This window comes from Hyphomicrobium sp. 1Nfss2.1 (assembly GCF_965243865.1).
In the GTDB taxonomy this organism is placed as follows: domain Bacteria; phylum Pseudomonadota; class Alphaproteobacteria; order Rhizobiales; family Hyphomicrobiaceae; genus Hyphomicrobium_A.
In genome coordinates, this window is the sequence record NZ_OZ251603.1 from 2,943,311 (window position 1) to 2,966,141 (window position 22,831).

General features: G+C 63.6%; 27 protein-coding genes. 7 read left to right on the forward strand and 20 right to left on the reverse strand.

Going from position 1 to position 22,831, the window contains the following annotated elements; all coding sequences use genetic code 11:
* Window positions 1–35 precede the first annotated feature (35 nt).
* Entirely contained in the window at window positions 36–395 is a 360-nt protein-coding gene (locus tag ACP15D_RS14270; protein WP_072371027.1) for a hypothetical protein, read from the forward strand.
* A gap of 28 nt (window positions 396–423) precedes the next feature.
* On the opposite strand, the gene ACP15D_RS14275 is transcribed toward ACP15D_RS14270, so the two are convergent.
* The 16 genes from ACP15D_RS14275 to ACP15D_RS14350 all read right to left on the reverse strand — a co-directional run bounded on the left by ACP15D_RS14275 (window position 424) and on the right by ACP15D_RS14350 (window position 12,578).
* On the reverse strand, window positions 424–612 hold the full coding sequence (locus ACP15D_RS14275; RefSeq protein WP_072371030.1) for a hypothetical protein: 189 nt from the start codon (window positions 610–612) through the stop codon (window positions 424–426).
* Between the two features lie 137 nt (window positions 613–749).
* Window positions 750–1,202 carry a hypothetical protein gene (locus ACP15D_RS14280; RefSeq protein WP_424958112.1) on the reverse strand — a complete coding sequence of 151 codons (453 nt, stop codon included), beginning with the start codon at window positions 1,200–1,202 and terminating at the stop codon, window positions 750–752.
* A complete protein-coding gene (locus ACP15D_RS14285; protein ID WP_424958113.1) occupies window positions 1,187–1,561 on the reverse strand; it encodes a hypothetical protein in 375 nt (124 codons plus the stop codon). Before ACP15D_RS14285 ends, ACP15D_RS14280 begins: the two co-directional genes overlap by 16 nt.
* Before the next feature lie 31 nt (window positions 1,562–1,592).
* Window positions 1,593–2,126, reverse strand: coding sequence for a chemotaxis protein CheD (locus ACP15D_RS14290; protein ID WP_424958114.1), 534 nt, complete (start codon window positions 2,124–2,126; stop codon window positions 1,593–1,595).
* On the reverse strand, window positions 2,123–2,512 hold the full coding sequence (locus ACP15D_RS14295) for a response regulator (protein ID WP_072371042.1): 390 nt from the start codon (window positions 2,510–2,512) through the stop codon (window positions 2,123–2,125). The genes ACP15D_RS14290 and ACP15D_RS14295 overlap by 4 nt, the downstream gene beginning before the upstream one ends.
* The gene (locus ACP15D_RS14300; protein ID WP_424958115.1) at window positions 2,512–3,582 is read right to left on the reverse strand and encodes a protein-glutamate methylesterase/protein-glutamine glutaminase; all 1,071 of its coding nucleotides are present in this window, start codon (window positions 3,580–3,582) and stop codon (window positions 2,512–2,514) included. The genes ACP15D_RS14295 and ACP15D_RS14300 overlap by 1 nt, the downstream gene beginning before the upstream one ends.
* The gene (locus tag ACP15D_RS14305; protein ID WP_424958116.1) at window positions 3,579–4,472 is read right to left on the reverse strand and encodes a CheR family methyltransferase; all 894 of its coding nucleotides are present in this window, start codon (window positions 4,470–4,472) and stop codon (window positions 3,579–3,581) included. Before ACP15D_RS14305 ends, ACP15D_RS14300 begins: the two co-directional genes overlap by 4 nt.
* A complete protein-coding gene (locus tag ACP15D_RS14310) occupies window positions 4,469–4,960 on the reverse strand; it encodes a chemotaxis protein CheW (RefSeq protein ID WP_424958117.1) in 492 nt (163 codons plus the stop codon). Before ACP15D_RS14310 ends, ACP15D_RS14305 begins: the two co-directional genes overlap by 4 nt.
* Window positions 4,957–7,212 (reverse strand): chemotaxis protein CheA, encoded by a 2,256-nt coding sequence (locus tag ACP15D_RS14315; protein ID WP_424958118.1) that lies wholly within the window; start codon window positions 7,210–7,212, stop codon window positions 4,957–4,959. Before ACP15D_RS14315 ends, ACP15D_RS14310 begins: the two co-directional genes overlap by 4 nt.
* An 18-nt stretch (window positions 7,213–7,230) precedes the next feature.
* A complete protein-coding gene (locus ACP15D_RS14320) occupies window positions 7,231–7,596 on the reverse strand; it encodes a response regulator (protein WP_072371055.1) in 366 nt (121 codons plus the stop codon).
* Window positions 7,596–7,922: an STAS domain-containing protein gene (locus tag ACP15D_RS14325; RefSeq protein WP_424958119.1), complete on the reverse strand. Its 327-nt coding sequence runs from the start codon at window positions 7,920–7,922 to the stop codon at window positions 7,596–7,598. The genes ACP15D_RS14320 and ACP15D_RS14325 overlap by 1 nt, the downstream gene beginning before the upstream one ends.
* A complete protein-coding gene (locus tag ACP15D_RS14330; RefSeq protein WP_424958120.1) occupies window positions 7,897–9,783 on the reverse strand; it encodes a methyl-accepting chemotaxis protein in 1,887 nt (628 codons plus the stop codon). Before ACP15D_RS14330 ends, ACP15D_RS14325 begins: the two co-directional genes overlap by 26 nt.
* A 385-nt stretch (window positions 9,784–10,168) precedes the next feature.
* Window positions 10,169–10,591, reverse strand: coding sequence for a hypothetical protein (locus tag ACP15D_RS14335; RefSeq protein WP_424958121.1), 423 nt, complete (start codon window positions 10,589–10,591; stop codon window positions 10,169–10,171).
* A gap of 166 nt (window positions 10,592–10,757) precedes the next feature.
* Window positions 10,758–11,237, reverse strand: coding sequence for a 23S rRNA (pseudouridine(1915)-N(3))-methyltransferase RlmH (gene rlmH / locus ACP15D_RS14340; RefSeq protein ID WP_424958122.1), 480 nt, complete (start codon window positions 11,235–11,237; stop codon window positions 10,758–10,760).
* A 78-nt stretch (window positions 11,238–11,315) separates the two neighbouring features.
* Window positions 11,316–11,729 carry a ribosome silencing factor gene (rsfS, locus tag ACP15D_RS14345; protein ID WP_424958123.1) on the reverse strand — a complete coding sequence of 138 codons (414 nt, stop codon included), beginning with the start codon at window positions 11,727–11,729 and terminating at the stop codon, window positions 11,316–11,318.
* A 225-nt stretch (window positions 11,730–11,954) separates the two neighbouring features.
* Window positions 11,955–12,578: a nicotinate-nucleotide adenylyltransferase gene (locus ACP15D_RS14350; protein WP_424958124.1), complete on the reverse strand. Its 624-nt coding sequence runs from the start codon at window positions 12,576–12,578 to the stop codon at window positions 11,955–11,957.
* A gap of 238 nt (window positions 12,579–12,816) precedes the next feature.
* Here ACP15D_RS14350 and ACP15D_RS14355 point away from each other — a divergent pair, with 238 nt between their 5' ends.
* The 4 genes from ACP15D_RS14355 (at window position 12,817) to ACP15D_RS14370 (ending at window position 17,457) form a co-directional block, all read left to right on the forward strand.
* Complete coding sequence (locus tag ACP15D_RS14355) at window positions 12,817–13,824, forward strand: serine hydrolase (RefSeq protein ID WP_424958125.1); 1,008 nt, start codon at window positions 12,817–12,819, stop codon at window positions 13,822–13,824.
* Window positions 13,825–13,845: 21 nt separating this feature from the next.
* Window positions 13,846–14,325 carry a YybH family protein gene (locus tag ACP15D_RS14360; protein ID WP_424958126.1) on the forward strand — a complete coding sequence of 160 codons (480 nt, stop codon included), beginning with the start codon at window positions 13,846–13,848 and terminating at the stop codon, window positions 14,323–14,325.
* 60 nt (window positions 14,326–14,385) lie between these two features.
* Window positions 14,386–14,952, forward strand: a complete 567-nt coding sequence (locus tag ACP15D_RS14365) for a PRC-barrel domain-containing protein (protein WP_424958127.1) — start codon at window positions 14,386–14,388, stop codon at window positions 14,950–14,952.
* 306 nt (window positions 14,953–15,258) lie between these two features.
* A complete protein-coding gene (locus ACP15D_RS14370; protein WP_424958128.1) occupies window positions 15,259–17,457 on the forward strand; it encodes a putative bifunctional diguanylate cyclase/phosphodiesterase in 2,199 nt (732 codons plus the stop codon).
* 139 nt (window positions 17,458–17,596) lie between these two features.
* Here the strand turns inward: ACP15D_RS14370 and ACP15D_RS14375 are convergent, their stop codons facing one another.
* The 3 genes from ACP15D_RS14375 to proB are packed head-to-tail and all read right to left on the reverse strand — an operon-like array spanning window position 17,597 to window position 20,282.
* Window positions 17,597–17,815, reverse strand: coding sequence for a hypothetical protein (locus ACP15D_RS14375; RefSeq protein WP_424958129.1), 219 nt, complete (start codon window positions 17,813–17,815; stop codon window positions 17,597–17,599).
* A gap of 17 nt (window positions 17,816–17,832) precedes the next feature.
* Window positions 17,833–19,119 (reverse strand): glutamate-5-semialdehyde dehydrogenase, encoded by a 1,287-nt coding sequence (locus ACP15D_RS14380; protein ID WP_424958130.1) that lies wholly within the window; start codon window positions 19,117–19,119, stop codon window positions 17,833–17,835.
* Window positions 19,116–20,282, reverse strand: coding sequence for a glutamate 5-kinase (gene proB / locus ACP15D_RS14385; protein WP_424958131.1), 1,167 nt, complete (start codon window positions 20,280–20,282; stop codon window positions 19,116–19,118). The genes ACP15D_RS14380 and proB overlap by 4 nt, the downstream gene beginning before the upstream one ends.
* 181 nt (window positions 20,283–20,463) lie before the next feature.
* Here proB and ACP15D_RS14390 point away from each other — a divergent pair, with 181 nt between their 5' ends.
* Together ACP15D_RS14390 and ACP15D_RS14395 are read left to right on the forward strand one after the other, a co-directional pair.
* On the forward strand, window positions 20,464–21,603 hold the full coding sequence (locus ACP15D_RS14390; protein WP_424958132.1) for a WD40 repeat domain-containing protein: 1,140 nt from the start codon (window positions 20,464–20,466) through the stop codon (window positions 21,601–21,603).
* A 9-nt stretch (window positions 21,604–21,612) separates the two neighbouring features.
* On the forward strand, window positions 21,613–22,206 hold the full coding sequence (locus ACP15D_RS14395) for a class I SAM-dependent DNA methyltransferase (protein WP_424958133.1): 594 nt from the start codon (window positions 21,613–21,615) through the stop codon (window positions 22,204–22,206).
* A gap of 24 nt (window positions 22,207–22,230) precedes the next feature.
* On the opposite strand, the gene ACP15D_RS14400 is transcribed toward ACP15D_RS14395, so the two are convergent.
* Window positions 22,231–22,788 (reverse strand): HdeD family acid-resistance protein, encoded by a 558-nt coding sequence (locus ACP15D_RS14400; protein ID WP_424958134.1) that lies wholly within the window; start codon window positions 22,786–22,788, stop codon window positions 22,231–22,233.
* Between the last annotated feature and the right edge of the window lie 43 nt (window positions 22,789–22,831).

The following is a 22,831-nucleotide window of genomic DNA, read 5'->3' on the forward strand; positions in this document are numbered from 1 at the left end:
GCCGCGGCGGGGAAGAGCCGCGTGGGGGACGAACGATGGCTGCAAACACGGGGCTGCTCGGTCCTTACCGGCTGAGCTACGACGGGATCAACCACGCCGTTGCTCGGCGTACTGCCGGCGTTTTCGCGCTCGGCAGCACCGATCCCGGTGGCAACTTCCGCGTCAAGCACGTCGGCCGTTCCGACAGCGACGTGCGCAGCCGTCTATGCGAATGCATCGGCTCAGATGCGCTGTTCAAAGTGGGCTTTTTCGCTTCGGCGCGCGCTGCCTTCGAAAAGGAATGCGAGTTGTTTCACGACTTCGCCCCGCCCAGCAATCGCATCCATCCAAGCCGGCCTAAGGGAACGACGTGGGAGTGCCCGCGCTGCAAGATCTACCACCACACCAAGCCTTGAGCGCCGTGGACGATCGCCGCCGCTGCTACTAGCGGCCGAGCAGCTTTAGCATATCGTCGAGCGCTGCCTGGTAGCCGTGATGCCAGTAGGCTTCCTCGCGCGATCCAGAATCCAGATGGCGCTGCTCCAGATTGGTTTGCACGGCCTGGCTGAGCAACCATTCGCGGATGCTGTCGCGGCGTTCTTCGATCACCGCCAGATTTCTATCGGCCGACATTGATTGACCAACCCCACTGAAGCACTGCGCGCTCTTCGGCGCGTTGGATCGATCTTAGTTCGGAGGTCTTCGCGTCCTCTCAAAGCAATAGATCGAATTGTTGCCTTTCGTGCGTTCGAAGCTTTTGCCGCACCTCATCACTGACACATCCTGCGCTTCATCGCGCGATCGATCAGCATGTTGGCGACCATCATGCGGCGCGTCGCAATCTCGCGCTCGTCCGCCAGCACGCGGTCAGGATGGTTGGCCATCGCGAACCGGCGCCGCAGACGCGCAAGCTCGGGCGATGTCATCTTGTCGGTGATGCGCAGCTCTGCCGAAATCGATTGCGGATCGGTCGCCATCGGCCGCCGCGGTGTTGGCTTGCGCGTGCTTTGCTGTTCGAGGTAGGCCTGCAGCATCACCGAGAGGTTCGACACCCGCAGCTCGCGGACAGCATCGGTAAGCACATCCAGCAGTGACGGGCCGACAGGCCTCGGCCGCGTTGTTTCGCGCCGCTGATCGCCATCGATACCGGCAGCCCGCGCCGCCTCTTCCAGTACCTGGGCAAAGCAGGGGCGCGCCTTCGCATTATTCAGAAAAACTCGCATTCATCGCCTCCCGCGTTGGCCTGCCGCGGCTGGCTCGGTTGCTTCAAGCGCTCTGACAGCGCAGCGAGCAGCACCGCATCGCATGCCGACCGCGTATCCAGCGTCCAGGCGTCAGGAGCGGTCGTTGCGATGTTGGCGAGAAACTTGGACAGCCCGGCGAGGTTCTGCGTCACATGATCGATGCCCTGCAGGACATCGAAGCACTGGGCGTCGCGCAGCGATTGCCGAACGCCCGGCAGCTCCACGATCGTGTGCAGGCGCTCAACATCGGCGGCAAGCTGATGCAACTCTTCGCCGACGACCTCCAGCAACGCTGGAAGCGGCGTATGCGCAATGTCCGGCGCGGCAGGCTTACTCATGTACGCTTCCGGTCGCAGCGCGCCCGGCCCCTCAGAACAGTTCGAGATCTCCATCCGGCAACGGTTTTGGCGCCGCCGCGGGTTTAGCTATGATACCCGCATCACCGATAAAGATTTGCCGTGCACGGCCGGAAACCGGCCAATATTCCAACCGCCGACCGGAGCTGCCGCCAAGGCTGCTGCTCACGATGGCGATGCCTTCATTGCGCAGGAAGCCCTCAGCGAAGGTGGCGTTCATTCCGCCGACGTCCGAGTTCTTGAAGATCGTCCGCGCCCCGCCGAAAAGCTTTGCTTCGAGCCGTGCGCGGTTGGCGCCCATCGACATCAGCCCGTTGACGAGCAGTTCCATCAGGTGCACGCCGTAACGCTCGGCATCGCGCGTCTTCAACCGCTCACCATCTCCCGGCAGCAGAAAGTGGTTCATGCCGCCGATGCGCGCCACGGGATCGCGAAGGCATGCGGAGACGCATGAGCCCAGCACCGTCGTCAGGACGAGATCGGGATCGTCCGAGACGTGGTACTGGCCTTCCATCACGTGGCGTCTGGTAAGCGTTTGCGTCATCAATTGAGCTTGCCGACAACGGCTTCGAGCGCTGTCTTGAGCGCCGGAACCGTGAATGGCTTCGTCAGGTAGTTGTTGATCCCGAACTGGATCGCCTTCTGCACCAGCTCCTTGTCGCCTTTGCCCGTCAGCATGATGAACGGCAGCTTCTGCGTCGGCGTGTGTTGACGAATTGCGCGCAGCAGTCCGAGACCATCGAGCTTGGGCATATTGAAGTCCGAGATGACGAGATGCGTCTGCTGCGTCATCACGTGCTTCAGGCCCTGTTCGCCGTCCGAGGCGAACGAGATGTTCTTGATCCCGATTTCCTGCAGTCCATCGCGCACCAGCATGCGGCTGGTCGTCGTATCGTCAACGATGAGGATCTTCAGTTGGTCTGCGAGTGCCATTAGTTGTTCTCCCTCCCTTGACGACCGCGGAGATTGGTCATGACGAGAACCGCGTTTGCGATCCGATCAAGGGGCAGCTGTCGCTCCACTGCTCCGACCTCAAAAGCTGCTCTTGGCATGCCGTAGATGAGGCTGGACGCTTCGTCCTGGCCAATTGTGCGTGCGCCTGTGTCGCGCATTTCCTTGAGACCTTGCGCGCCGTCGCGCCCCATCCCGGTGAGGATGACGCCGATCGCGTTCGATCCGACATGTCTCGCAACCGAATTGAACAGCACGTCCACCGAAGGCGAATGCCCGTTGACGGCCGGAGCGGCGCGCAGTCGGCAGCGCAAGCCGCCGGCGCTCTTCTCGACCTCGAGATGCTTCGGCCCGCCCGGCGCGATGTAGACGCGCCCGTTCTCGACCGCCATGCCGTCAGCAGCTTCGGAAACTTTCGGTGCGTTGAGCCGATCGAGCCGCGCCGCAAGGCTTGCCGTGAAATCCGGTGGCATGTGCTGCACGATCAGCATCGGCGGGCAGTTCGCGGGAAGCTGCGAGATCAGTGCCGACAGCGCTTCGACGCCGCCCGTCGACGATCCAACGGCGACGATCCGCCCGTCGGGATCATAAGCATTGACGAGTGGGCGGCGTTGCTCGCGCGGACCGGGCTCACTGGCCGCCGCCATGGCGCGCGACCGGACACGAGCGCCAGCGGCCGCCTTCACGATGCGCGGCAGCTCGGCGAACGGCAGGGTGTCGCCCGGCGCCGGCTTCGCAATGCACTCCACGGCGCCGATCTGCATTGCTTCGATCGCCGTCTCGGTACCCTTGCCTGTGAGGTTCGAGACCATCACCACCGGCGTCGGCCGCAGCCGCACGATCTTTTCCAGGAATTCGAGGCCGTTCATGCCCGGCATTTCGACGTCGAGCGTGATGACGTCTGGGTTATGCGTCTTGATGGCATCGCGCGCGGTGAGCGGATTGCTCGCCGTGCCCACGACCTCGATTTCCGGATCGCGCCGCAGCGCAAGCGAGATGAGACCACGCATGGTGGCGGAATCATCGACAACCAGGACACGTACAGTTGTCATGCCGCAGCGCCCCCCCGCCGATAGGTTGTGATGGCCTCGTTGACGAATAGCGGTGCAGCGTCTCCGAACACGCGCTCCGAGTGGCCGATATAGAGCCGCCCGCCAGGCACGAGCAGCGGTGCGAAGCGGCACCAGATATCGACCTGCGTCGCTTCTTTGAAATAGATGAGCGCGTTGCGGCAGAAGATGGCGTGGAACGGCCCGCGCATTGGCCACGGGCCGATCAGGTTCAACTTCCGGAATGCAACGAGCCGGCGCATCTCCTCGCCGACACGCCAGCTCTTGCCGTCACGGCCATCGACGGACTTGAACCACCGCTTGCGCGCATCGACCGGGATGGAGACGGTGGCGGCATCGCTGTAGATGCCCGCCTCGCCCCTCTGCAGCACGTTTGGGTCGATGTCGCTCGCCAGCACTCTGACATTCAGCGAAGCTGCATCCGGCATGACCGACAGGATCGTCAGCGCGATCGAATAGGGCTCCTCCCCGCTCGAGCAGGCGGCCGACCAGATGCGCACAGGAGCCCCGGACCGGGCCAATGAAACGAGCGGGGGAAGCACGTGCGTCTTCAGGTGCTCGAAGTGATGCGGTTCGCGGAAGAAGCGGGTGACGTTGGTCGTCAGCGCCGCCACCATCTCCTGGCGCTCCGCCGTACCTTCCTCGCGCATCAACAGTGAGCAATAGCTTTGGAAGCTCTCCAGGTGCAGCGCGCGCAGTCGCTTCGCCAGCCGCGAATAAACGAGGCTTGCCTTCGACTCGGCAAGGTCGATACCCGCGTCATTGTAGGCGATGTCCGCGATCTGGCGGAAATCGTCCTTGGTGAGCGGAAACTCTCCCTCGATGAGCCGTTGCCCGCGTCGGCCAACAGTGCTCGCAGTGGCGGATGTCATTGCACCTCGGCCCTTTCGCGCTCGGGCAGAACGCTGTCGACGGAAAGGATGCTGAGCATTCGCCCTTCCATCGCCAGCAGGCCACACACGAAGTGCTTGGCCATGTCCGAGGCAACGTCCGGCGCCGGCAGTATCTCGCCGGCAGTAACGGTCAGGATATCGGACACGGCATCGACCAGCAGCCCGACAACCTGGCTGCCGACCTGCACCACGATGATGACATGACGTCCCATCGCCTCTGCCGGCGGAAAGCCGAGCCGCACCGCAAGATCCATGATCGGCAGCACGGCGCCGCGCAAGTTGATCACGCCGCGCACATACGACTGCGAGTGCGGCAGAACCGTTGCCGGCGTCCAGCCGCGGATCTCCCGCACCGCCATGACGTCGATGCAGAACTCCTGCCTGCCGACCGCGAATGCAATCAGCTCCCGGGCGGAGTTGGAACGAGACTGAAGAAGGGCTGCGCTGCTATCGCTCATTGGATTCATCCTGCCAGTGCAAGAACAGATTCGGGATTGCCGCCGTTACGCGAAGCAGCGACGACAGCATCTACGTCGACGATCAGGGCCACACGGCCATCGCCGAGAATTGTTGCCGCGGCGATGCCGGGCACCCGGCCATAATTGGCTTCGAGACTCTTGATCACGACCTGCCGCTGGCCCTGGATGCCGTCCACCAGCAATGCGCTCTGCGCACCGCCGTCGGATTCAACCAGCAGCGCAACACCAGCGCCTGGATCGGTACTGTGGTTGCGATAACCAAGCTCCCGGCCGACGTCGACTAACGGAATGAAATTGTTGCGCAACGCGATGACGCGCGCCTCACCGCCGAACCCATGGATATCGCCGGGCTTGGGTTTCAGCGTTTCGATGATCGAGGTGAGCGGCACCACCAGCGTCTGGTCGGCAACCGTGACGACCATGCCGTAAAGCACCGCTAGCGTCAGCGGCAGGCTGAGCGTGAAGGTCGATCCTTGGCCCGGCCGCGACGTGATCGACACGCGCCCGCCAAGCGCCTGGATTGACCGCTTCACGACGTCCATGCCAACACCGCGTCCCGAGATGTCCGAGATGGTCGATGCCGTCGAGAAGCCCGGCAGGAAGATGAGGTTGTCAACCTCGTCGTCCGTCAGCTGCGCATTAGCCGGGATAAGGCCCTTCTCCTCGGCGATCGCGCGTACGCGCGGCCGGTTGATTCCTGCCCCATCGTCGGCAATGTCGATGACGATGCGTCCCGAGCGGTGCGAAGCCGAAAGCTTCACGAGGCCTTCCTCGCGCTTGCCCGCGGCGATGCGATCTTCAGGCTTCTCCAGCCCGTGATCGATGGCATTGCGGATCATGTGCGTCAGCGGATCGGCGAGCCGCTCGATAACTGTCTTGTCGACTTCCGTCCCCTCGCCTTCGGTGACGAGCCGCACCTTCTTGTGCGTCGCCGCCGCCACCTCGCGCACGAGACGCGGCATACGCTGGAACACCGATTTCACCGGCTGCGCGCGGATGGCCATGACGCCTTCCTGAATGTCGCGCGTCAGTTGCTCGAATTCATCGAGGCCCGTCGCGAATTCGGCAGAGCGCGCAAGCCCTGCTTCGCCCAGCCGCTGCGACAGCATCGCCTGGTTGATCACCAGCTCGCCGACGAGGTTCATCAGCCGGTCGACGCGATCGAGATCGACGCGGATCGTCTGCTGTGCAGCCTCTCCGCCTGCTGACTTGTCGCCCTTCTCCGCCTTGTCGGCTTTATCGGGCTTGACGTCCCTCTTGGGCCCGTCTGACTTCGGGGCGAAATCGGGGGCCGCAACGGCGAGTTCCAGGGCAGAAACGGGAATATCGGCGACGACCGGTTCAGCAGCGACAGGCTCCTCCGCAGCGGCGACGACGTCGACCGGCGCCTCACGAATGCTGCGCAGCAGCGCTTCGAAATCGGCGTCCTCAGCCGCAGGCGCGGCGCCGTTGTTCGCCGTAATCGTAAGATCGCAATCGCCATCGACGAATTCGAACACGGCGCGCACGTCGTCTTCCGACTGCGTCGTCTTCAGCTCGATCGTCCACGCAAGATACGAGCCCTCCGGATCAATCTCGCTGAGCGCGGGCACCGCCCCCGTGTCGCAGGAGACCGTCATCTCGCCGAGACGGCCAAGCTCACGCAGCAGCACCGCCGGCTCGTTGGCACTGGCGTAAAGGCTGGCGTGCGGCTTGAACGTTACCGTGTATTCGAAAACCGTGGGCTCTGGCTCTGGCTCGGTCTCCGGTGCCTCCGCTATGTCGTCGAAGGTGGGGAATGCGACGGCCACCGGCGTGAACCCGAGGTCTTCGACGCTTTCCTCTTCGGCCGCATCGTCGGTAGCCACCGGCGTGCCACTCAGCGATGCCAGCTCCTCGGTTCCAGCGCGGATGCGCTCCGCATCGACCGATCCGCCATCGCGCGCCACGCGCACCAGATCCGCGAGAACGTCAGCCGATCGCAGCAGCACCTCTACAACTGCACCAGCCGGATCGAGCCGACCCTTGCGCACCTCATCGAGCACAGTCTCGAACACGTGTGCAAAGCGCACGAGCTCGTCGAGCGCGAACGCACCAGCGCCGCCCTTGATCGAATGCACCGCGCGGAACACCGCGTTGACGATCTCCGGATCCTCGCCGCCGCCTTCGATCTCCAGCAGGCCCGACTCCAGTTCGGCGAGCTGCTCCTCGCACTCCTGGAAGAAGATCTGTCTCAGCGAGTCCATCTCGTTGCCCGCCATTATCCCCTCTCCGATCTATCAGCCTGAAACCCGGCGGATCGCGTCCACCAGCTTCACGGGATGGAATGGCTTCACGATCCAGCCGGTCGCGCCCGCGCTGCGAGCACGGCTCTTCTTCTCGGCGTCGCTTTCCGTGGTCAGCACCAGGATGGGAACCGCTCTATGCGAGGTATCGCGACGCACGTGCTCGATGAAGCCGAAGCCATCGAGTCGCGGCATGTTGATGTCGGTGATGATCACGTCGGCGCGCTTGTCCTGCAGCACCTCCAGACCTTTGATGCCGTCTTCGGCCTGCAACACGTGGTAACCGGCATCTTCGAGAGCCAGCAGCAACATCTCCCGCATGGTGCGCGAGTCATCGACAGTGAGGATCGTCTTGCTCATCAGGCGGGCTCCGCTCGTGCCGTGTCTTGACTGATTTGAATCCCCAGCAGCTCGCTGCTCGCCAGGAACTCATCGGTTGGATTTTCTACCGTGAGGCGGACACCGTCCGCCTTCCACGTGGCCTCGGCGGAAAGCAGCACCTGCAGGCACTGCGCTCCGACGCGGCGAACTTTGCTGGCGTCGATGGTCAGATCGCTGCCACGGCGGGGAATGAGCGATTGGGCCAGAGGAGCTGCAGCCGTGAGGTCGAGAACCTCGGCGAGCTGCAGCTTCCCGGTCGTGCCCCTTCGCGTTCCGCTCTTAGAACTCTTCCCAGTCCTGCTCATTGGCGATCGCCTCTAGCTTGCGCACTGCGGAAGGCACTCCACGACCACCGATGGTCTTGAGGGCTGGGCGAGTCTTCTGAGATGCTGCGCGATGCTCGCGATGCGCGGGCTCCGCGGCAATCTCCTGTCCTGTCTCGAAGCGGCCAACCAGATCCAGCAGCTTCTCGATCTCGCGAGCAAGACCGTGGCTTGCAGCCGTCGTCTCTTCGACGATAGCCGCGTTCTGCTGCGTGACCTGGTCCATCTGCGAGACGCCGGTGTTGATCTCCTGCAGACCGACAGACTGCTCCTTCGCGCCCGCCGCGATCTCGGAGACGATCGTGTTGATCTCCGTGACCTCGGTCATGATGCGATCCAGCGCCTGGCCCATCTGCCCGACGAGTCCGACACCCTGCTCGACCTGCTTGGTCGACGCGGAGATCAGTCCCTTGATCTCCTTCGCAGCTTCCGCTGAGCGCTGCGCCAGCGCCCGTACTTCCGATGCGACGACGGCAAAGCCGCGGCCCGCCTCGCCAGCGCGAGCAGCCTCGACACCGGCGTTGAGAGCAAGAAGGTTCGTCTGGAAGGCGATTTCGTCGATCACGCCGATGATGTGGCTGATCTGCTGCGAGGAGCGCTCGATGTCGCCCATCGCGGAGATGGCATGGCGCACCACCTCATCGCTCTTTTCGGCATCCGACTTGGCCGAAGTAACCACTTCGCGTGCATGGCCTGCGCCATCGGCGGTCTTCTTCACCGTCGCGGTGATCTCGTCGAGCGCCGCAGCGGTCTGCTCCAGGCTTGCCGCCTGTTGCGCCGTGCGCCGGGATTGATCGTCCGCCGCCGTCGAGATTTCGCTCGTGGCGAAACGGATCGCCTGCGTGCTGGAAGCAATCGTCAGGATTGCATCCTGCAGACTTGAAGCCGTCGTGTTGAAGTCGTGACGGATCTTCTCGTAGTCCTCGGTGAAGGGCGTGTTGAGGCGATAGGTAAGGTCACCTTTCGACAGACGCTCCAGAGCCGCCGAGAAATCGCGCATGAACGTATTGTGCGCCTCGATGTAGAACTGGCTGTCGGCCTCCTGCTTGCGCCGCTCTTCTTCGGCAGCAACGCGCGCAGCTTCGGCCTCCCGCTCCAGACGCCGCTTTTCGATCGCGGCCTCTTTGAACGTGGCAACCGCCTGCGCCATGAGGCCAATCTCGTCGGTGCTCTTGATTGCGGGGACGTCGATATCATGATCGCCGGAAGTCAGAGCGTGCACCGCCGTAGTGATCTGTCCCAGCGGCCGGGCAATCACGCGCGACAGCCACCAGCCGGCCATTAACGCCATGACGATCGCGATCAGGCTCCCGATCAATTGTGTAGCGTGCGCCCAGTAAAGCGCTGAATTCCGCTCGGCGCGTTTGTCGGCGACGATCGCATCTGTCTTTTGTTCGGCGGATTTTGCGGCAGCCCGGAGGGATTCAAACGCGGCTGCAGCGTTGCCACGGTCCCCCGTGTTTACGCCGTCGCCCCCGACAGCGCGGCGCCATGCGGCAGCAGCGCTGTCGATAGCCTGCACTTCGCTGGCGAGCGGTGCCAGTTCTGCGTGAGTCTTGACGCTCTCGAGCGCCTTATTGATCTGCTCTGAGAAGTTTCTCGACGCGGCCTGAATGGCAGACGCGCCCTCGTTGTCTGTACGCGCCTGCTGCTCGTCGTAGACGTATGACGCCGCGCGGCTGAGTGTTCTCTCTAGACTGACGGCCGCCGAGACGTCCTCGGTGGTGCGGTCGATCGCAAGGAGAGCGAAGAAAAATGCGGTTCCCGTGAATGCAAACATCACGAGAACACACGCTAGCCCCAACGCAATCTTGCGTGAGACCTTCAAATTGGCGAGCAACATTGTACCGGCGGCCCTTGGTTCGCGGTTAGCGGACACATACCGGGCTCGCACCGGCATAGCAGAACGGCATCATGCGCGTTGGCGGCGTGAGGGGGCCATCCAATCTGCCATGAGCGGACTATAGGAGCGTAGTGCTAACAATGGATTAGCCGCGCGCGTTGGGGAAATGAGTCAAGTCGATGACGCGGAGTATCGATGCGTGCACGCACTACTACGCGCCCCGCGAAGTCGAGTGCGGGACCACACTGAAAGTAGGCTAGCAGAATGAGTCTTTGGGATCGCTATGCGATATCGCGCGATCTGATCGCGGCGAAAAAGCAGAAGGCGCGGTCACGTCGATCCGTGCGCACCTTCTGCAGAGTTTTGGCGTCGAATGCGAGAGCGCTCAGCGATTGTGCGCGCAGTCGTTGAAGAGCTTCCACATCTGTGGCGTGCCCACGTCCATTGCCTTCTTGAAGAGATAGTCGCAATCGTTCGGCTGCTGTGAGCCGGAGTTGTTCGGCGGCGTTTGCAGCAGATCGTTGTAGTCCATGTTGATCCACGGAACCGCGCCGGCCGCCCACGGATTGCGACGTCCTGGAGCCGGGCCATAACCGCCGCCGCCGGGCCCGTAACCGCCGTTCGGCGGTCCATAGCCATGTCCGCCGGGGCCGAAGCCTCCGCCGCCAGGACCGAAGCCTCCTTCATGGCCGCCGCCGCCGTAGCCGCCGCCACCACCAAATCCTCGAGCATCCGCAGCTGAAGCAAGTGCCGCCATGCCGACAAGTACGCTGACACTCGCCGCCAGCATCGGCCGGTATCTCGACATGGAATCTCCCTCCGTAATCAGCTGTCAGCTAACGTGCCGACACTGCACTACATTGATCGACAGCCATGAAAACTCGATAAAGTGAGCCTCTCGTGCTTGAACGAGGTTGGCTACCTCGCGTTAAGTTCAAGGAGCGGAGCAAGAGGCCGCACGCGTCCGCCCCCAGCTATGCGCGGTGATACGGATGCCCCGATAGGATGGTCGTCGCGCGATAGAGTTGCTCGATGAGCATGGCCCGCGCCAATCCGTGCGGCAGCGTCATCGGACCGAGAGACAGTTTCAGCGTGGCAGCTGATGCAACTTCTCCGCCATGGCCGTCGGGGCCACCGATCAGCAGCGCCAGATCCTTGCAGCCTTCGTCGCGTATCCTTGCAAGCCAGTCCGCCAGCGCCACGCTCGAAAGCATCTTGCCGCCCTCGTCGAGGGCAACGATTTGGCTTGCCGCACCGGCCGCCTTGAGCAGGCGCGTGGCCTCATCGCTCTTGCGGGCCTCGGCTCCGGATGCGCGGCTTTCGTTGAGTTCGGTGATGATGAGCGGACCAAGCCCGAGCGAGCGGCCGGCAGCATCGAAGCGCTTGGTATAGCGCACGCAGAGATCTTTCTCCGCGTCTTTGAGGCGGCCAACTGCTGCAACGATAAGGCGCATGACCGCTCATCCCGGCTGGCGCCTCCCACCGCCATGCGGGGAGGCGCCGTCACCGCTATTGTGCCGCCTGAGGCGCGCTCAGTGAGCCGTAGTCGGCTCGCCTGGGCGTTCCGCGGACCACATCTTCTCGAGGTTGTAGAACTCGCGCACCTCGTCGCGGAATACATGCACGATGATGTCGCCGGTATCGATCAACACCCAGTCGCACGCTTCCAGACCCTCGACCCGAACCCGGGAGAGGCCCTTTTCTTTCAGCTTGCGGCTGATCTGATCGGCGACTGCGCCGACGTGCCGGTCGGTCCGACCTGTTGCGATCACCATGAAATCGCCGATCGAGGTCTTTCCAGCGAGGTTGATCGTGACGATCTCCTCGGCCTTGGCCTCATCGAGCCAGTGGGCGATTTCCTGGACCAGTGCTGCCGATTTCTGTCCGTCTGACAAAAGCTCGGCGTGAGGCGCGCCCCTATGGGCACCCTCAAGTGCGGTTCGCATCGTGTGCTGGTTGTCCCTTCCTCATGCACCCCTTGGGGCCTGCACCGGGGTGCTTTGCGCAATCCCACACCCACGGCGCTCTTCTGCGGAGAGCATACCAGCTCGCCGCCAGCACAAAACATAAGGCCTAGGGCCGCCATCCAGCAATAGTTAATGCACGGCAAGCTTTTTCATATGCAACGCGGGATTGTAAAAAATTGTATATATTTCGGCGTCTTACAATTGTCAGACAGCGCCTCGCAGGGCCGTCGATGACGCCCCTGACAGCCGTGTGCTCAGGAAAACCCAAGCCGGCGGCCGCATCATCGCCAGTCTCCCAGCTGCCATTTCAGGGATGCGAAAGGGCATGAGTCGCACCGCCGCCGGCGAGGCGAGGGCCCTGAAACGCCATCCTGGACGATCGACCACGGCAATCGGCACCAGCTCCGCAATCTCGCGCCAGCGCCGCCAGCGGTGGAAGCTTGCCAGGTTGTCCGCACCCATCACCCAGACGAAGTGCACGCCAGGCATTCGGCCGGTCAGATGGGTCAGCGTCGCATAAGTATAGGACTGCCCTAGCCCTTCCTCGAAGCCGGTCACCGCGATGCGTGGATCGGTAACGAGACGGCGACTGGCTGCCAGGCGCTCGGCCAACGGCGGCAGACCGTTGCCGCTCTTCAGTGGATTGCCGGGTGTCACCATCCACCAGAGCTGGTCGAGCTTCAGCCGGCGCAGCGCGGTGGTAGCAACGAGCGCATGACCCTCGTGCGGAGGATTGAACGTGCCACCCATCACGCCAATGCGCTGGCCGGCATATGCCAGCGGCGGCATCGAGCTGCCGAACGAAGGTGACTGCGCGGACTCGTCCATCGCGTTGGTTGTTTTCGACCCGTTACTATTCGGCGTTGCATCTGATTGTAGGCGATAGGCTCCTGATCAATAGGAAAAATCGCATCGAAAGAAAGCATCCCGCCCCCGCCAGTGCATCGAGCACTCCCTAACCGTGCGCGGGCGGTGCGACATGCAACGCTAGTAACGCGCCAGTCATGATTGCTCTGCATTCCTGTGGGCGACCGGCGCTGCGCCCCGCCGGACATCAGGAGGCAGTATGCGTAGACGTCAGTTTCTGGCTTCGGCCGCATCGGTGGCGGGGGCGATGACGGTGGCGCGCACCGCAGCAACCGCCGCTCCCCAATCTTCCGACGCCCACGCAATCCCGCACCTGCTCGACGGCTTCGTCGCGTTGCCGGGAACGAAAGGTGCGCAAGTCGATGTCGACGAGGCGGCCAACCCATGGCGTGTGAAGTATCACGCCGACGACGAGCTGTTCTGCGGCAGCTGCTTCAAGACGTTCGTGCTCGCCCAATTTCTGCGCGAGGTCGAAGCCGGCAATCTCGACGAGTTGGAACAGCTCCCCCTCGATGATGGCGTTCGTTCGCTCGTCAGTCCCGTGTTCGCGAATCTCACCGGCACGACGCAGGCACGAAGTGCGCTGGAAGCCATGATCGCACACAGCGACAACACGGCAACGGATATGGCGATGAAGCGCGTGACACCGCAGATGGTGCGCGAATTCATTGCCGGGGCCGGGCTGACAAAGGTGCGCATCCCCGATTCCACGCGCAGCTTCTTTTCCTATCTCATCGGCGCACCCAAAGGCGACGACCTTGGTTGGAAGGCTGTGAAAGCGGAAGCAGATTCTGAGAAGCCGGACACGTCGAAATATCGGTCTGCGCTGAACGACGTCGACACCATGGCCGCGCCGGCATCGCAGTTCGTCGACTATTACAAGCGCGCTCTTGCCGGCGAGTTCTTCAAGAAGCCGGAAACGCTCACCGAGTTCAAGCGCATCCAAGCGATGGCCGACGCGATCGCCCTCGTGGTCCCCACCAACACCGCGGCCTACATGAAAGGTGGCTCCATCGACTGGAACGGCTTCCATTGCCTCGCATTGGCTGGCCAGATGATCGTCCGCGACGTTCCCGTCACCACCGCCTTCCTCCTCAACTGGACGGACAAGGACGGCGACGCGAAAGCGATCACCGGCGCCTTCAAGGATGCGGTCGCTGATGCTCTCGGCAAAGTCCACAAGCGATTGACGGAGGCGCGCGCCTAGATGCTCTCCTGCGGCGAAAACATGTTGGCGACCGCCCTGCTCGCGCTGCTTCTATTCGCAGCGCCGGCCAGGGAGGCATTCGCCGACGACGCCGAGGAAAAAATCCGCGCCACGCTGCAGAGCTGGACCAAGGACTTCAACAGCGGAAACGCCGACGCTGTCTGCGCGCTGTTCTCGTCCGAGCTGCGCTATGACTTCCGCGGCTATCCCGAGCGCGGCTACGACGACATTTGCACGCTGCTGCATCGCTCCATGCGCGACAAGAGCAAGCGCTACACCTACAGCCTCGACATCCGCGAGATCATGGTGTCGGCAGACCTTGCCGTGGTGCGCCTTGTCTGGAAGCTCACCGTCACTCTACCCACCGGGCAAACGGTCACCTCGACCGAGCCGGGAATGGACGTGCTCCGCAAGCAGCCTGACGGTGCGTGGAAAATCGTCCGCTACATTGCTTACGAGGTGCCGGAGCGGCCAGTGAGTGGCGCCGAGGAGAACCGCTGAAGAAACTCTAGGGGGACACTAAGAGTTGTTACCGCCGTGGTCGATAAAGGAGGTGTCCAAATGAAGACCAAGCTGATACTCGCTGCGTCCGCCGTTTTGCTTTCCGGACCGGTGTTCGCCCAAGAGCCGATGGAGAAATCTGGTGCTTCCCCATCGACCACGATGCAGGCCCCGCCGGCGTCGAATGCGCCCGAGCCGATGGATAAATCCGGTACTGAGCCTTCGACGAATATGCAGGCGGCTCCGCAGCCAAGCACTGCGCCCGAGCCGCTGGATAAGTCGGCCGCCGCACCGATGGCTGCCCCAGCCGGCGTGCTGATCATCGGCGAGTTACGCAAGACCGACGACGACAACAAGATGGTCGCTCCGCTGGGCGCCACGGTCGACCGCGTCGAGGACATGGATATCTACGACGCCAGCGGCAAGAAAATCGCCGAGGTCGAGTCGCTCCTCGAAGATAAGAATGGCGAGATCAAAGGCGTCGCCATTGAATACGGCGGCTTCCTCGGCATCGGCGAGAAGGCCGCGGTGATGACGCTCGACCAGGTGAAGCAGAAGGACGGCAACCTCGTCACCGAGTTGACCGAAGAGCAGCTCCCCGACCTGCCGGCTTGGCACCACGACTAAGCCCGCTCATTAGAGCGCGCGGATCAGAGCATCCGCGCGCTCTAAATCCGCACCCTTGTAAAGAAGATGTTTGCCATGCCCCCACATGGCGCAACTTTGAGCAGGCGCGTCCAAGCGCTGGGCAGTCGCTCTATACGCGGGCGCAAATACGGGGCCAGGACCGCTATCCGATATTCTCTGCACTGAGCTGTGCTCAAGAATTAGACGAGTCCACAGCAGACGTCGGTCGTCGGGTCAAAAACGCGCAATTGTTTTTTAGTTTGAGCCAAGCACTTTGGCCGCCATCGATCAGCAGCGGCGAAGCAGATGGCAAAGAGTTTCACGAAAGCGAATGGCGGGAAGCATCGTAGGGCGGCGGTCGATTACGCGCGCAGCCTGCTCGAGCGCGCAAAGGATCGCTGCTGGACAATGTTGGATCCACTGCATGGCGGTGGCGCGAAGGTGAAGAATGCACGCGCCGTCGCCGACGCCGCGATAGCCAACGCAGCAACCGCGCACGAACGTCTGCGCGCAGCACTGGAAATTCTCCCTCAGGGCATTGTGTTCCTCGACAATGAGGGCCGCTACATCCTTTGGAATCAGAAATACGCCGACATCTACAAGCGCAGCGCCGATCTATTCAAAGTTGGTGTGCGCCTGGAAGATACGCTGCGCATCGGCGTCGGCCGCGGCGATTACCCCGAAGCGAAGGGGCGCGAGGAAGAGTGGATCAAGGAACGGCTCGACCAGCTCTATAACCCGCGCGGCCCTCACGAGCAGAACCTGTCCGATGGCCGCTGCATCCTCATCGAGGAGCGCAAGACCAGCGACGGCGGCGTCATTGGCCTGCGGATGGATATCACAACGCTGAAACAGCGCGAGGCATCCTTCCGCCTGCTGTTCGACGACAATCCCGTGCCCATGTTCGTCTTGCACCGCGATACGCAGTCGTTCATTGCAGCCAATGCGGCCGCCCAGAGCCATTACGGCTACACGCGTGACCAGCTTCTCAAACTGAAGCTGCATGATCTGCGCGTTGAGCATGACGAGCGCGTCGACGACGTAGCGTGCTCGCACGAAACTGAGGTCGTTACCGTCAAGCATTCGACACGCGACGGACGCACGATCGAGGCCGTCGTCTTTTCGCGCCAGCTCGAATACGAGGGAGACCCCGCGATCCTCCTGGCCGTGGTCGACATAACGGAGCGCAAGCAGGCCGAAGCACGCATCGCCTTCATGGCGCACCACGACGCGCTCACCGAACTCCCCAATCGCGTGTTGTTCCGGCAGCGCATGGGCGACGCGCTCGCCGCGCGTGCGCGCTCTGGCGGCTTCGCTGGCGCGCTCTGCATCGACCTCGACAACTTCAAGCTCGTAAACGATACCCTGGGCCACCCGATGGGTGACCGCCTCCTGCAGGAGGTGGCGCACCGCATCCAACGTGTGACGCGTCAGCGCGACATGGCCGCGCGGCTTGGAGGCGACGAGTTTGCCATCCTCGTTTCCGAATCGAAGACGCCACAAGAACTCGCAATCCTCGCGCAGCGGGTGATCGATACCGTGAGCGAGCCCTATATGATCGAGGGCCACGCGCTCACGGTCGGTGCAACCATTGGCATAGCCGTCGCTCCCACTGACGGCGAGGACGCAGACCGCCTGCTGCGCAATGCCGACCTGGCGCTCTATCGCGGTAAGTCCGAAGGCAAGTCCACATTCCGCTTCTTCGAGCAGGAGATGGACGCCAAGGCTCAGGCGCGCCGCCAGATCGAGACCGACCTGCGCGCAGCGATTGCTACCGGGAAAATCGAGGTGCACTACCAGCCGCTCGTCGAGCTATCGACGAACGAGGTCGTCGGGTTCGAGGCCCTGCTGCGCTGGCCGCATCCAACGCGCGGGTTCGTGCCGCCCTCCGAGTTCGTGCCCCTTGCCGAGGAAACCGGCCTCATTACCGCGCTCGGCAACTTCGTGCTGAAGCGTGCCTGCGCCGACGCGATCGAATGGCCCGAGCACGTCAAGCTTGCCGTCAACCTGTCGCCGATGCAGTTCCGCGTCGGCAATGTCTACGCCAACGTCAAGGATGCGCTTACGGCTTCCGGCCTCGACCCCGCGCGGCTCGATCTGGAAATCACCGAAAGCGTACTGCTCGACCGCACTGACCACGTGATCGCCCATCTTCACGCGTTGCGCGCGCTGGGTGTGCGTATCTCGATGGATGACTTCGGCACGGGCTATTCATCGCTCAGCTATCTGCGCTCGTTCCCGTTCGACAAGATCAAGATCGACCGTTCGTTCGTGCGCGATCTGCCCAGCAACCGGCACACGCTCGCCATCGTGCGTGCAATTCTCGGCCTCGCCTCCGGCCTCGATATGAAGGTGGTTGCCGAAGGTATCGAGACGCAGGCGGATCTCGCCTGCCTCGCCGCCGAAGGCTGCAAGGAAGGTCAGGGCTTTTTGTTCAGCGAGGCGCGCCCGCAGGCGGAAGTCATCAAGCTTCTCAACGAAAACCAGCGCCGCCACGTGGCGTGATACGCACACTCGACAAGTTTGCCCACGAGAAGAGCAGCGCGCCACCCACGGGCGCGCTGTTTTTCTGCGCGGCGATGCCGTCAAACATCCGGAACGCTATGAAGCTAGCCTTCCCGCGGATCATCAAGCCTGGACGCAGTCAGCGCTGCGAGGTGGCGCGATCCCACGCGCGCTGCTCTGCTGGCGTGCACCACGGATTGCCGTAGTACCCGTATCTGCCGTTGAGCCGCGTGCAGTCCTTGAGGACGGGCGCCGGCTTCCACGACCGAAGCGCTTTGCGCTTGGCTGCCTCCGCCGGAATGGAAACCGCGACAGATGCCGCGATAAGCATAGCGATGAGCGATGTCAGGGAACGCATGACACTCCTTTCCCGGCTCAACTCGGCCGGATTTGGCCGTTCCCCCGCACGACGTACTTGAAGCTTGTGAGCTGTTCGACACCCACCGGTCCGCGCGCGTGCAGCTTGCCGGTCGCGATGCCGATCTCGCCGCCGAACCCGAACTCTCCGCCGTCGGCGAACTGCGTCGAGGCGTTGTGCAGCACGATTGCCGAATCCGCCTCACGCAGGAAGCGTTCCGCCGTCTCCGCGTTAGCGGTCACGATAGCATCGGTGTGCTGCGTCCCGTAGCGCGCTATGTGATCGATCGCGCCCTGTACACCGTCGACCATCTTCATGGCGACGACGGCGTCGAGATATTCGGTCGCCCAGTCGGCATCGCTCGCGGCGATCACGCGCGCATCGGCGTCCTGCGCGGTCTGATCGCCGCGCACCTCGCACCCGGCTTCGATCAGCGCCTTGACCAGCGTCGGCAGGAATTCCGCGGGCGCCGCCTTGTCGATCAGTACTGTCTCCGTCGCCCCGCAAACGCCCGTGCGCCGCATCTTCGCGTTGACGACGATGCTCACCGCCATATCGAGGTCGGCGTCCTTATCGACATACGTGTGGCATAACCCTTCGAGGTGCGCGAAAACCGGCACGCGCGCTTCCTTCTGCACGCGCTCGACGAGGCTCTTGCCGCCGCGCGGCACGATCACGTCGATGCAACCTTCGAGACCGGCAAGCATATGCCCCACCGCCGCGCGATCAGGCGTCGGCACCAGCTGAATGGCAGCTTCCGGCAGCCCGGCACTCTTCAAGCCCGAGACCAGCGCCGCATGAATGGCGAGGGACGAATGCAGGCTCTCCGAGCCCGCGCGCAGGATCGCAGCATTGCCGGCTTTCAGCGCCAGCGCACCGGCATCCGCCGTCACGTTCGGCCGGCTCTCGAAAATGATACCGATGACGCCGAGCGGCACGCGCACGCGCTGAAACTGCAATCCGTTCGGCCGCGTCCACTCCGCCAGCACCGTGCCGACCGGATCGGACAATTCGGCGATCTCTTCGATGCCCTTGGCGATGCCTTCGATACGCGCCTCGTTGAGCATCAGCCGGTCGATGAAGGCCGCAGGGCGCCCGGCCGCGCGCGCCGCCGCAAGGTCCTTTTCGTTTGCCGCAAGGATCGTCGCGGTTGCTTCGCGCATCGCCTTGGCAGCGGCCCGCAGCGCCTGCGTCTTCGTCTCTGGTTCAGCAAGCGAAAGCTGATGCGCGCCCGCACGCGCCCGCCGCCCCATGGCGAGCATCGTTTCCTCGGTCGTAGCGTCTATCCGCTCAGGCTTGTTCATGTGCTCGAGCTCCGGTGCAGGGCCATGTCGTCGCGATGGATCAGCTCATCGCAGCGCGACACCCCCAATATAGTGGCGATCTCCGCGCTTTTCTTGCCGATGATGCGTTCGGCGTCGACCCTGGCATAGGCAATGAGCCCGCGGCCCAGCTCGCGCCCATCTGGCGCGCGGATGATCACCGCGTCCCCGCGGTCGAAATTGCCCTCGATCCGCGCCACGCCCGCGGGCAGCAGGCTCTTTCCCGCCGCCAGCGCCGTCACCGCTCCTGCATCGACGTAAACGAAGCCTTTCGGCTCCAGTTGTCCGGCGATCCAGCGCTTGCGCGCGGTGATCGGATCGGAATGGGCCAGGAACCACGTGCACGGCGCGCCCTCGCCGATCGAGCGCAGCGGGTGCATGACCTTGCCGCTGGCGATGACCATGTGCGTGCCCGCGCCGAGCGCGATCTTGCCCGCCTCGACCTTGGTCTTCATGCCGCCTTTCGATAGCTCGGTGCCGACATCGCCGGCCATCGCCTCGATCTCCGGCGTGATCGCCGTCACGGTGTCGAGGCGTCTGGCATCGGCGTTGGCATTCGGAGGCGCGGTATAGAGACCGTCGATATCCGACAGCAGCACCAGGCAGTCCGCCGACACCATCGACGCAACGCGCGCCGAAAGCCGATCGTTGTCGCCGTAACGGATTTCCGTCGTCGCCACCGTGTCGTTCTCGTTCACCACCGGAACCGCCTTCAGGTCCAGCAGCGTCTCGATGGTGTGACGCGCATTGAGATAGCGCCGCCGCTCCTCGGTATCGCCCAGCGTCATCAGCACCTGCGCGGCAACCAGCCCGCGCGCGCCGAACATCTCCTGATAGGCATGCGCCAGGCTGATCTGCCCCACGGCCGCCGCCGCTTGGCTCTGCTCCAGCTCCAGCGGCCCCTTCGGCAGCTTCAGCGTATGACGTCCGAGCGCAATCGCGCCCGACGACACCAGCACCACCTGCTTGCCCGCTCCAACGAGCGCGGCGACATCATCCAGCAGCGTGGCCAGCCACTCCGCTTTCAGCGTGCCGGTGGCCCGGTCGGTCAGCAGCGCCGAGCCGATCTTGACGACGATGCGCCGCGCATTGGTCCACTCGGGACGCACGTTTGATTTGGGGTCGGATTTTGCTTCTGTTGTCATGGCTTGCGCTTCGGCGCGGGCTTGAGGATCGCAGCTTTGAGGCAGCCTGATAGCCCAGTCGCGCCAAAAGCGGTAGCCTCACCCCAAAAACGAGGCCTGATTGGCCCTGAAGCGTGGCGCCAGCGAACAAAGAGGCAGCTCCAGCAAAAGGGGCCGCCCAACCACGTTTGGGGGAAGCACAATGACCATATTTCCGCTGAGGGCCTTCGGGCAATCCGTCGCCCTGGCATTCCTTGCTGCGGCGGCCGCCCTGGTCGCCGCTCGCGGCGCAACCGCCCAAGCCCCTGAACCCGAGGCGCCTAAGCCGGCCCTCGTCCTCAAGGGCCACACAGGCGACCTCGCACGTGCCAGATTCAGTCCTGATGGGTCGAAAGTCGTCACCGCCTCCAGCGATCACACGGCGCGCGTTTGGGATGCAAAGTCAGGCGCCCTGCTGGCTGATCTTCAGGGCCACACAGAAGCCGTCCGCAGCACCGCGTTCAGTCCGGATGGCAAGCGCATCGTCACCGCCTCGCGCGACGGCACCGCCCGCATCTGGGACGCTTCCAGCGGCGCACTTCAGCTGACGCTCGATGGCCACGCGGGCATGCTCGAATACGCGGCCTGGAGCCCGGACGGCACGCGCGTCGTCACCGCTGCCCGCGACAAGAAGGCGACCGTTTGGGATGCATCCAGCGGCAAGATCGTTGCCGATCTCGTTGGCCACACCAGCCCCGTCATGCGGGCCGCCTTCAGCCCGGACGGCACCAAGGTCGTCACCGCTTCGACCGACAAGACAGCCCGACTTTGGGACGCCGCCACTGGCAAACCGCTCTCCACGCTCACCGGCCACAAACGCATGGTGCTCGACGCCGCCTTCGATCCGCAAGGAAAGCGCGTCGCGACCGCCGGCAGCGACGAGACCGGCATCATCTGGGATGCCGCCACGGGCGCCCGTCTTGCCACGCTCGAAGGCCACCAGCGCAGCATCGTGCACATCGAGTTCAGCCCCGACGGCAGCAAGGTCCTCACCACCTCCGGCGACCGCACCGCGCGCATCTGGGACGCATCGACTGGCGCTTTGCTGTTCACGCTCGACGGCCACGGCCGGCCCGTCATGGATGGCGCCTTCAGCCCCGACGGAAAGCTCGTCGTCACCGCCTCGCACGACAAGAACGCGCGCATCTGGGACGCAGCGACCGGAAAGCTGCTCGCCATCCTGCCGACCGACGCCAGCGAAGTCCAAGCCGCCGCATTCAGCCCGGACGGCAACTGGCTCGTCACCGCGACATTCGACGGCGTCGGCAGAATCTGGGACATCTCCGCCTATCAGCCGCACTGACGAGGGATGATGTCTGAAGTTCTGCACATCTACGAGGCCAACGCCGCCGAGTTCGACCGCGATCGCGGCCGCGATCTCATGGAAGGCCAATACCTCGAAGCCTTGCTCGAAAGGCTGCCGCCGGACCGCCGCGTGCTCGATCTCGGATGTGGCACCGGCGAGCCAATCGCGCGCTACCTCATCGACAAGGGATGCCGCCTGACCGGCGTGGATGGCGCAGCGGCGATGATCGACCTATGCGCAGCACGCTTCCCGGCGATGACGTGGATTGTCGCCGACATGCGCGCCCTGGCGCTGTCGCACCGCTTCGACGCTATCGTCGCCTGGGACAGCTTCTTTCACCTGACCGGTGATGCGCAGCGCGCGATGTTTCCCATCTTCCGCGACCACATCGCGCCGCGCGGTCTCTTGCTGTTCACGTCCGGGCCAAGAGACGGTGAGGCCATCGGCGAGATTTACGGCGAGCGCCTCTATCACGCGAGCCTTGCCGCCGAGGAATACACCAGGCTCCTCGACGCCAACGGCTTCGACGTCATCCGCCACGCAGTCGAGGACCCCGATTGCGGTGGCCACACGGTCTGGCTGGCGCAGTCGCGCCAGTAGCCAGCGTCCGCAAGGCAAGCAAGCTCAGGAAGCGCGGCGCACTTCCAGCGACAAGAGCGTCAGGCTGATGCCCTGCAGCAGCAGCGCCGCGCCGACGATGGTGCCGAGCGTCCAACCGGCCGAGGAAGGCAGATCGAACAGGATCAAGAGGCCCGCGACGATCGAGATCACCGCCGAAAGGACTAGCCAGCGGCGGCTGGAAACATCGCCCACGCCACCGCCGACCATCAGCGATGTGATGCCCTGTGCCACCAGCGTTGCGGCAATGATCATCGTCAGCGAGACGAGCCCGAGCGTCGGGTAGAGGAAGATCATGATGCCGCCGAGGATGAAGATCGCCCCGCCGAGGATCTGCCACATCGAATGGCTCCAGTCGCCCGCGCGAACGCCGTGCATGAGTTGCAGCACGCCGGCCGCAATCATCGCAGCCGCGATCCAGATCTCCGTCGTCAGCGATGCCGTCACAACGCCCATCGGCGTCGTCAGGATAAGGAATCCGAACAGCATCAGCACAATGCCGAGCGCGAGCAGCCAGCCCCAGCTCTGATGCAGCTTCGAGCGCAGTCCCTTGGTATCGTCCATGTGCGTCCCCGCGGCAGGCATTTCCGTTGCCGCCGGCCTAGCA

Excerpts from the sequence above, each read along its gene's own strand:
- ACP15D_RS14350 (WP_424958124.1), bottom strand. The coding sequence starts at position 12,578 with ATGGACGAGTCCGCGCAGTCACCTTCGTTCGGCAGCTCGATGCCGCCG.
- ACP15D_RS14295 (WP_072371042.1), bottom strand. The coding sequence starts at position 2,512 with ATGGCACTCGCAGACCAACTGAAGATCCTCATCGTTGACGATACGACG.
- ACP15D_RS14275 (WP_072371030.1), bottom strand. The coding sequence starts at position 612 with ATGTCGGCCGATAGAAATCTGGCGGTGATCGAAGAACGCCGCGACAGC.
- ACP15D_RS14305 (WP_424958116.1), bottom strand. The coding sequence starts at position 4,472 with ATGACATCCGCCACTGCGAGCACTGTTGGCCGACGCGGGCAACGGCTC.
- ACP15D_RS14355 (WP_424958125.1), top strand. The coding sequence starts at position 12,817 with ATGCGTAGACGTCAGTTTCTGGCTTCGGCCGCATCGGTGGCGGGGGCG.
- ACP15D_RS14360 (WP_424958126.1), top strand. The coding sequence starts at position 13,846 with ATGTTGGCGACCGCCCTGCTCGCGCTGCTTCTATTCGCAGCGCCGGCC.
- ACP15D_RS14375 (WP_424958129.1), bottom strand. The coding sequence starts at position 17,815 with ATGCGTTCCCTGACATCGCTCATCGCTATGCTTATCGCGGCATCTGTC.
- ACP15D_RS14390 (WP_424958132.1), top strand. The coding sequence starts at position 20,464 with ATGACCATATTTCCGCTGAGGGCCTTCGGGCAATCCGTCGCCCTGGCA.
- ACP15D_RS14335 (WP_424958121.1), bottom strand. The coding sequence starts at position 10,591 with ATGTCGAGATACCGGCCGATGCTGGCGGCGAGTGTCAGCGTACTTGTC.
- rsfS (WP_424958123.1), bottom strand. The coding sequence starts at position 11,729 with ATGCGAACCGCACTTGAGGGTGCCCATAGGGGCGCGCCTCACGCCGAG.
- ACP15D_RS14330 (WP_424958120.1), bottom strand. The coding sequence starts at position 9,783 with ATGTTGCTCGCCAATTTGAAGGTCTCACGCAAGATTGCGTTGGGGCTA.
- ACP15D_RS14310 (WP_424958117.1), bottom strand. The coding sequence starts at position 4,960 with ATGAATCCAATGAGCGATAGCAGCGCAGCCCTTCTTCAGTCTCGTTCC.
- ACP15D_RS14300 (WP_424958115.1), bottom strand. The coding sequence starts at position 3,582 with ATGACAACTGTACGTGTCCTGGTTGTCGATGATTCCGCCACCATGCGT.
- ACP15D_RS14395 (WP_424958133.1), top strand. The coding sequence starts at position 21,613 with ATGTCTGAAGTTCTGCACATCTACGAGGCCAACGCCGCCGAGTTCGAC.
- rlmH (WP_424958122.1), bottom strand. The coding sequence starts at position 11,237 with ATGCGCCTTATCGTTGCAGCAGTTGGCCGCCTCAAAGACGCGGAGAAA.
- ACP15D_RS14380 (WP_424958130.1), bottom strand. The coding sequence starts at position 19,119 with ATGAACAAGCCTGAGCGGATAGACGCTACGACCGAGGAAACGATGCTC.
- ACP15D_RS14270 (WP_072371027.1), top strand. The coding sequence starts at position 36 with ATGGCTGCAAACACGGGGCTGCTCGGTCCTTACCGGCTGAGCTACGAC.
- ACP15D_RS14370 (WP_424958128.1), top strand. The coding sequence starts at position 15,259 with ATGGCAAAGAGTTTCACGAAAGCGAATGGCGGGAAGCATCGTAGGGCG.
- ACP15D_RS14315 (WP_424958118.1), bottom strand. The coding sequence starts at position 7,212 with ATGGCGGGCAACGAGATGGACTCGCTGAGACAGATCTTCTTCCAGGAG.
- ACP15D_RS14365 (WP_424958127.1), top strand. The coding sequence starts at position 14,386 with ATGAAGACCAAGCTGATACTCGCTGCGTCCGCCGTTTTGCTTTCCGGA.
- ACP15D_RS14400 (WP_424958134.1), bottom strand. The coding sequence starts at position 22,788 with ATGGACGATACCAAGGGACTGCGCTCGAAGCTGCATCAGAGCTGGGGC.
- ACP15D_RS14325 (WP_424958119.1), bottom strand. The coding sequence starts at position 7,922 with ATGAGCAGGACTGGGAAGAGTTCTAAGAGCGGAACGCGAAGGGGCACG.
- ACP15D_RS14320 (WP_072371055.1), bottom strand. The coding sequence starts at position 7,596 with ATGAGCAAGACGATCCTCACTGTCGATGACTCGCGCACCATGCGGGAG.
- proB (WP_424958131.1), bottom strand. The coding sequence starts at position 20,282 with ATGACAACAGAAGCAAAATCCGACCCCAAATCAAACGTGCGTCCCGAG.
- ACP15D_RS14285 (WP_424958113.1), bottom strand. The coding sequence starts at position 1,561 with ATGAGTAAGCCTGCCGCGCCGGACATTGCGCATACGCCGCTTCCAGCG.
- ACP15D_RS14280 (WP_424958112.1), bottom strand. The coding sequence starts at position 1,202 with ATGCGAGTTTTTCTGAATAATGCGAAGGCGCGCCCCTGCTTTGCCCAG.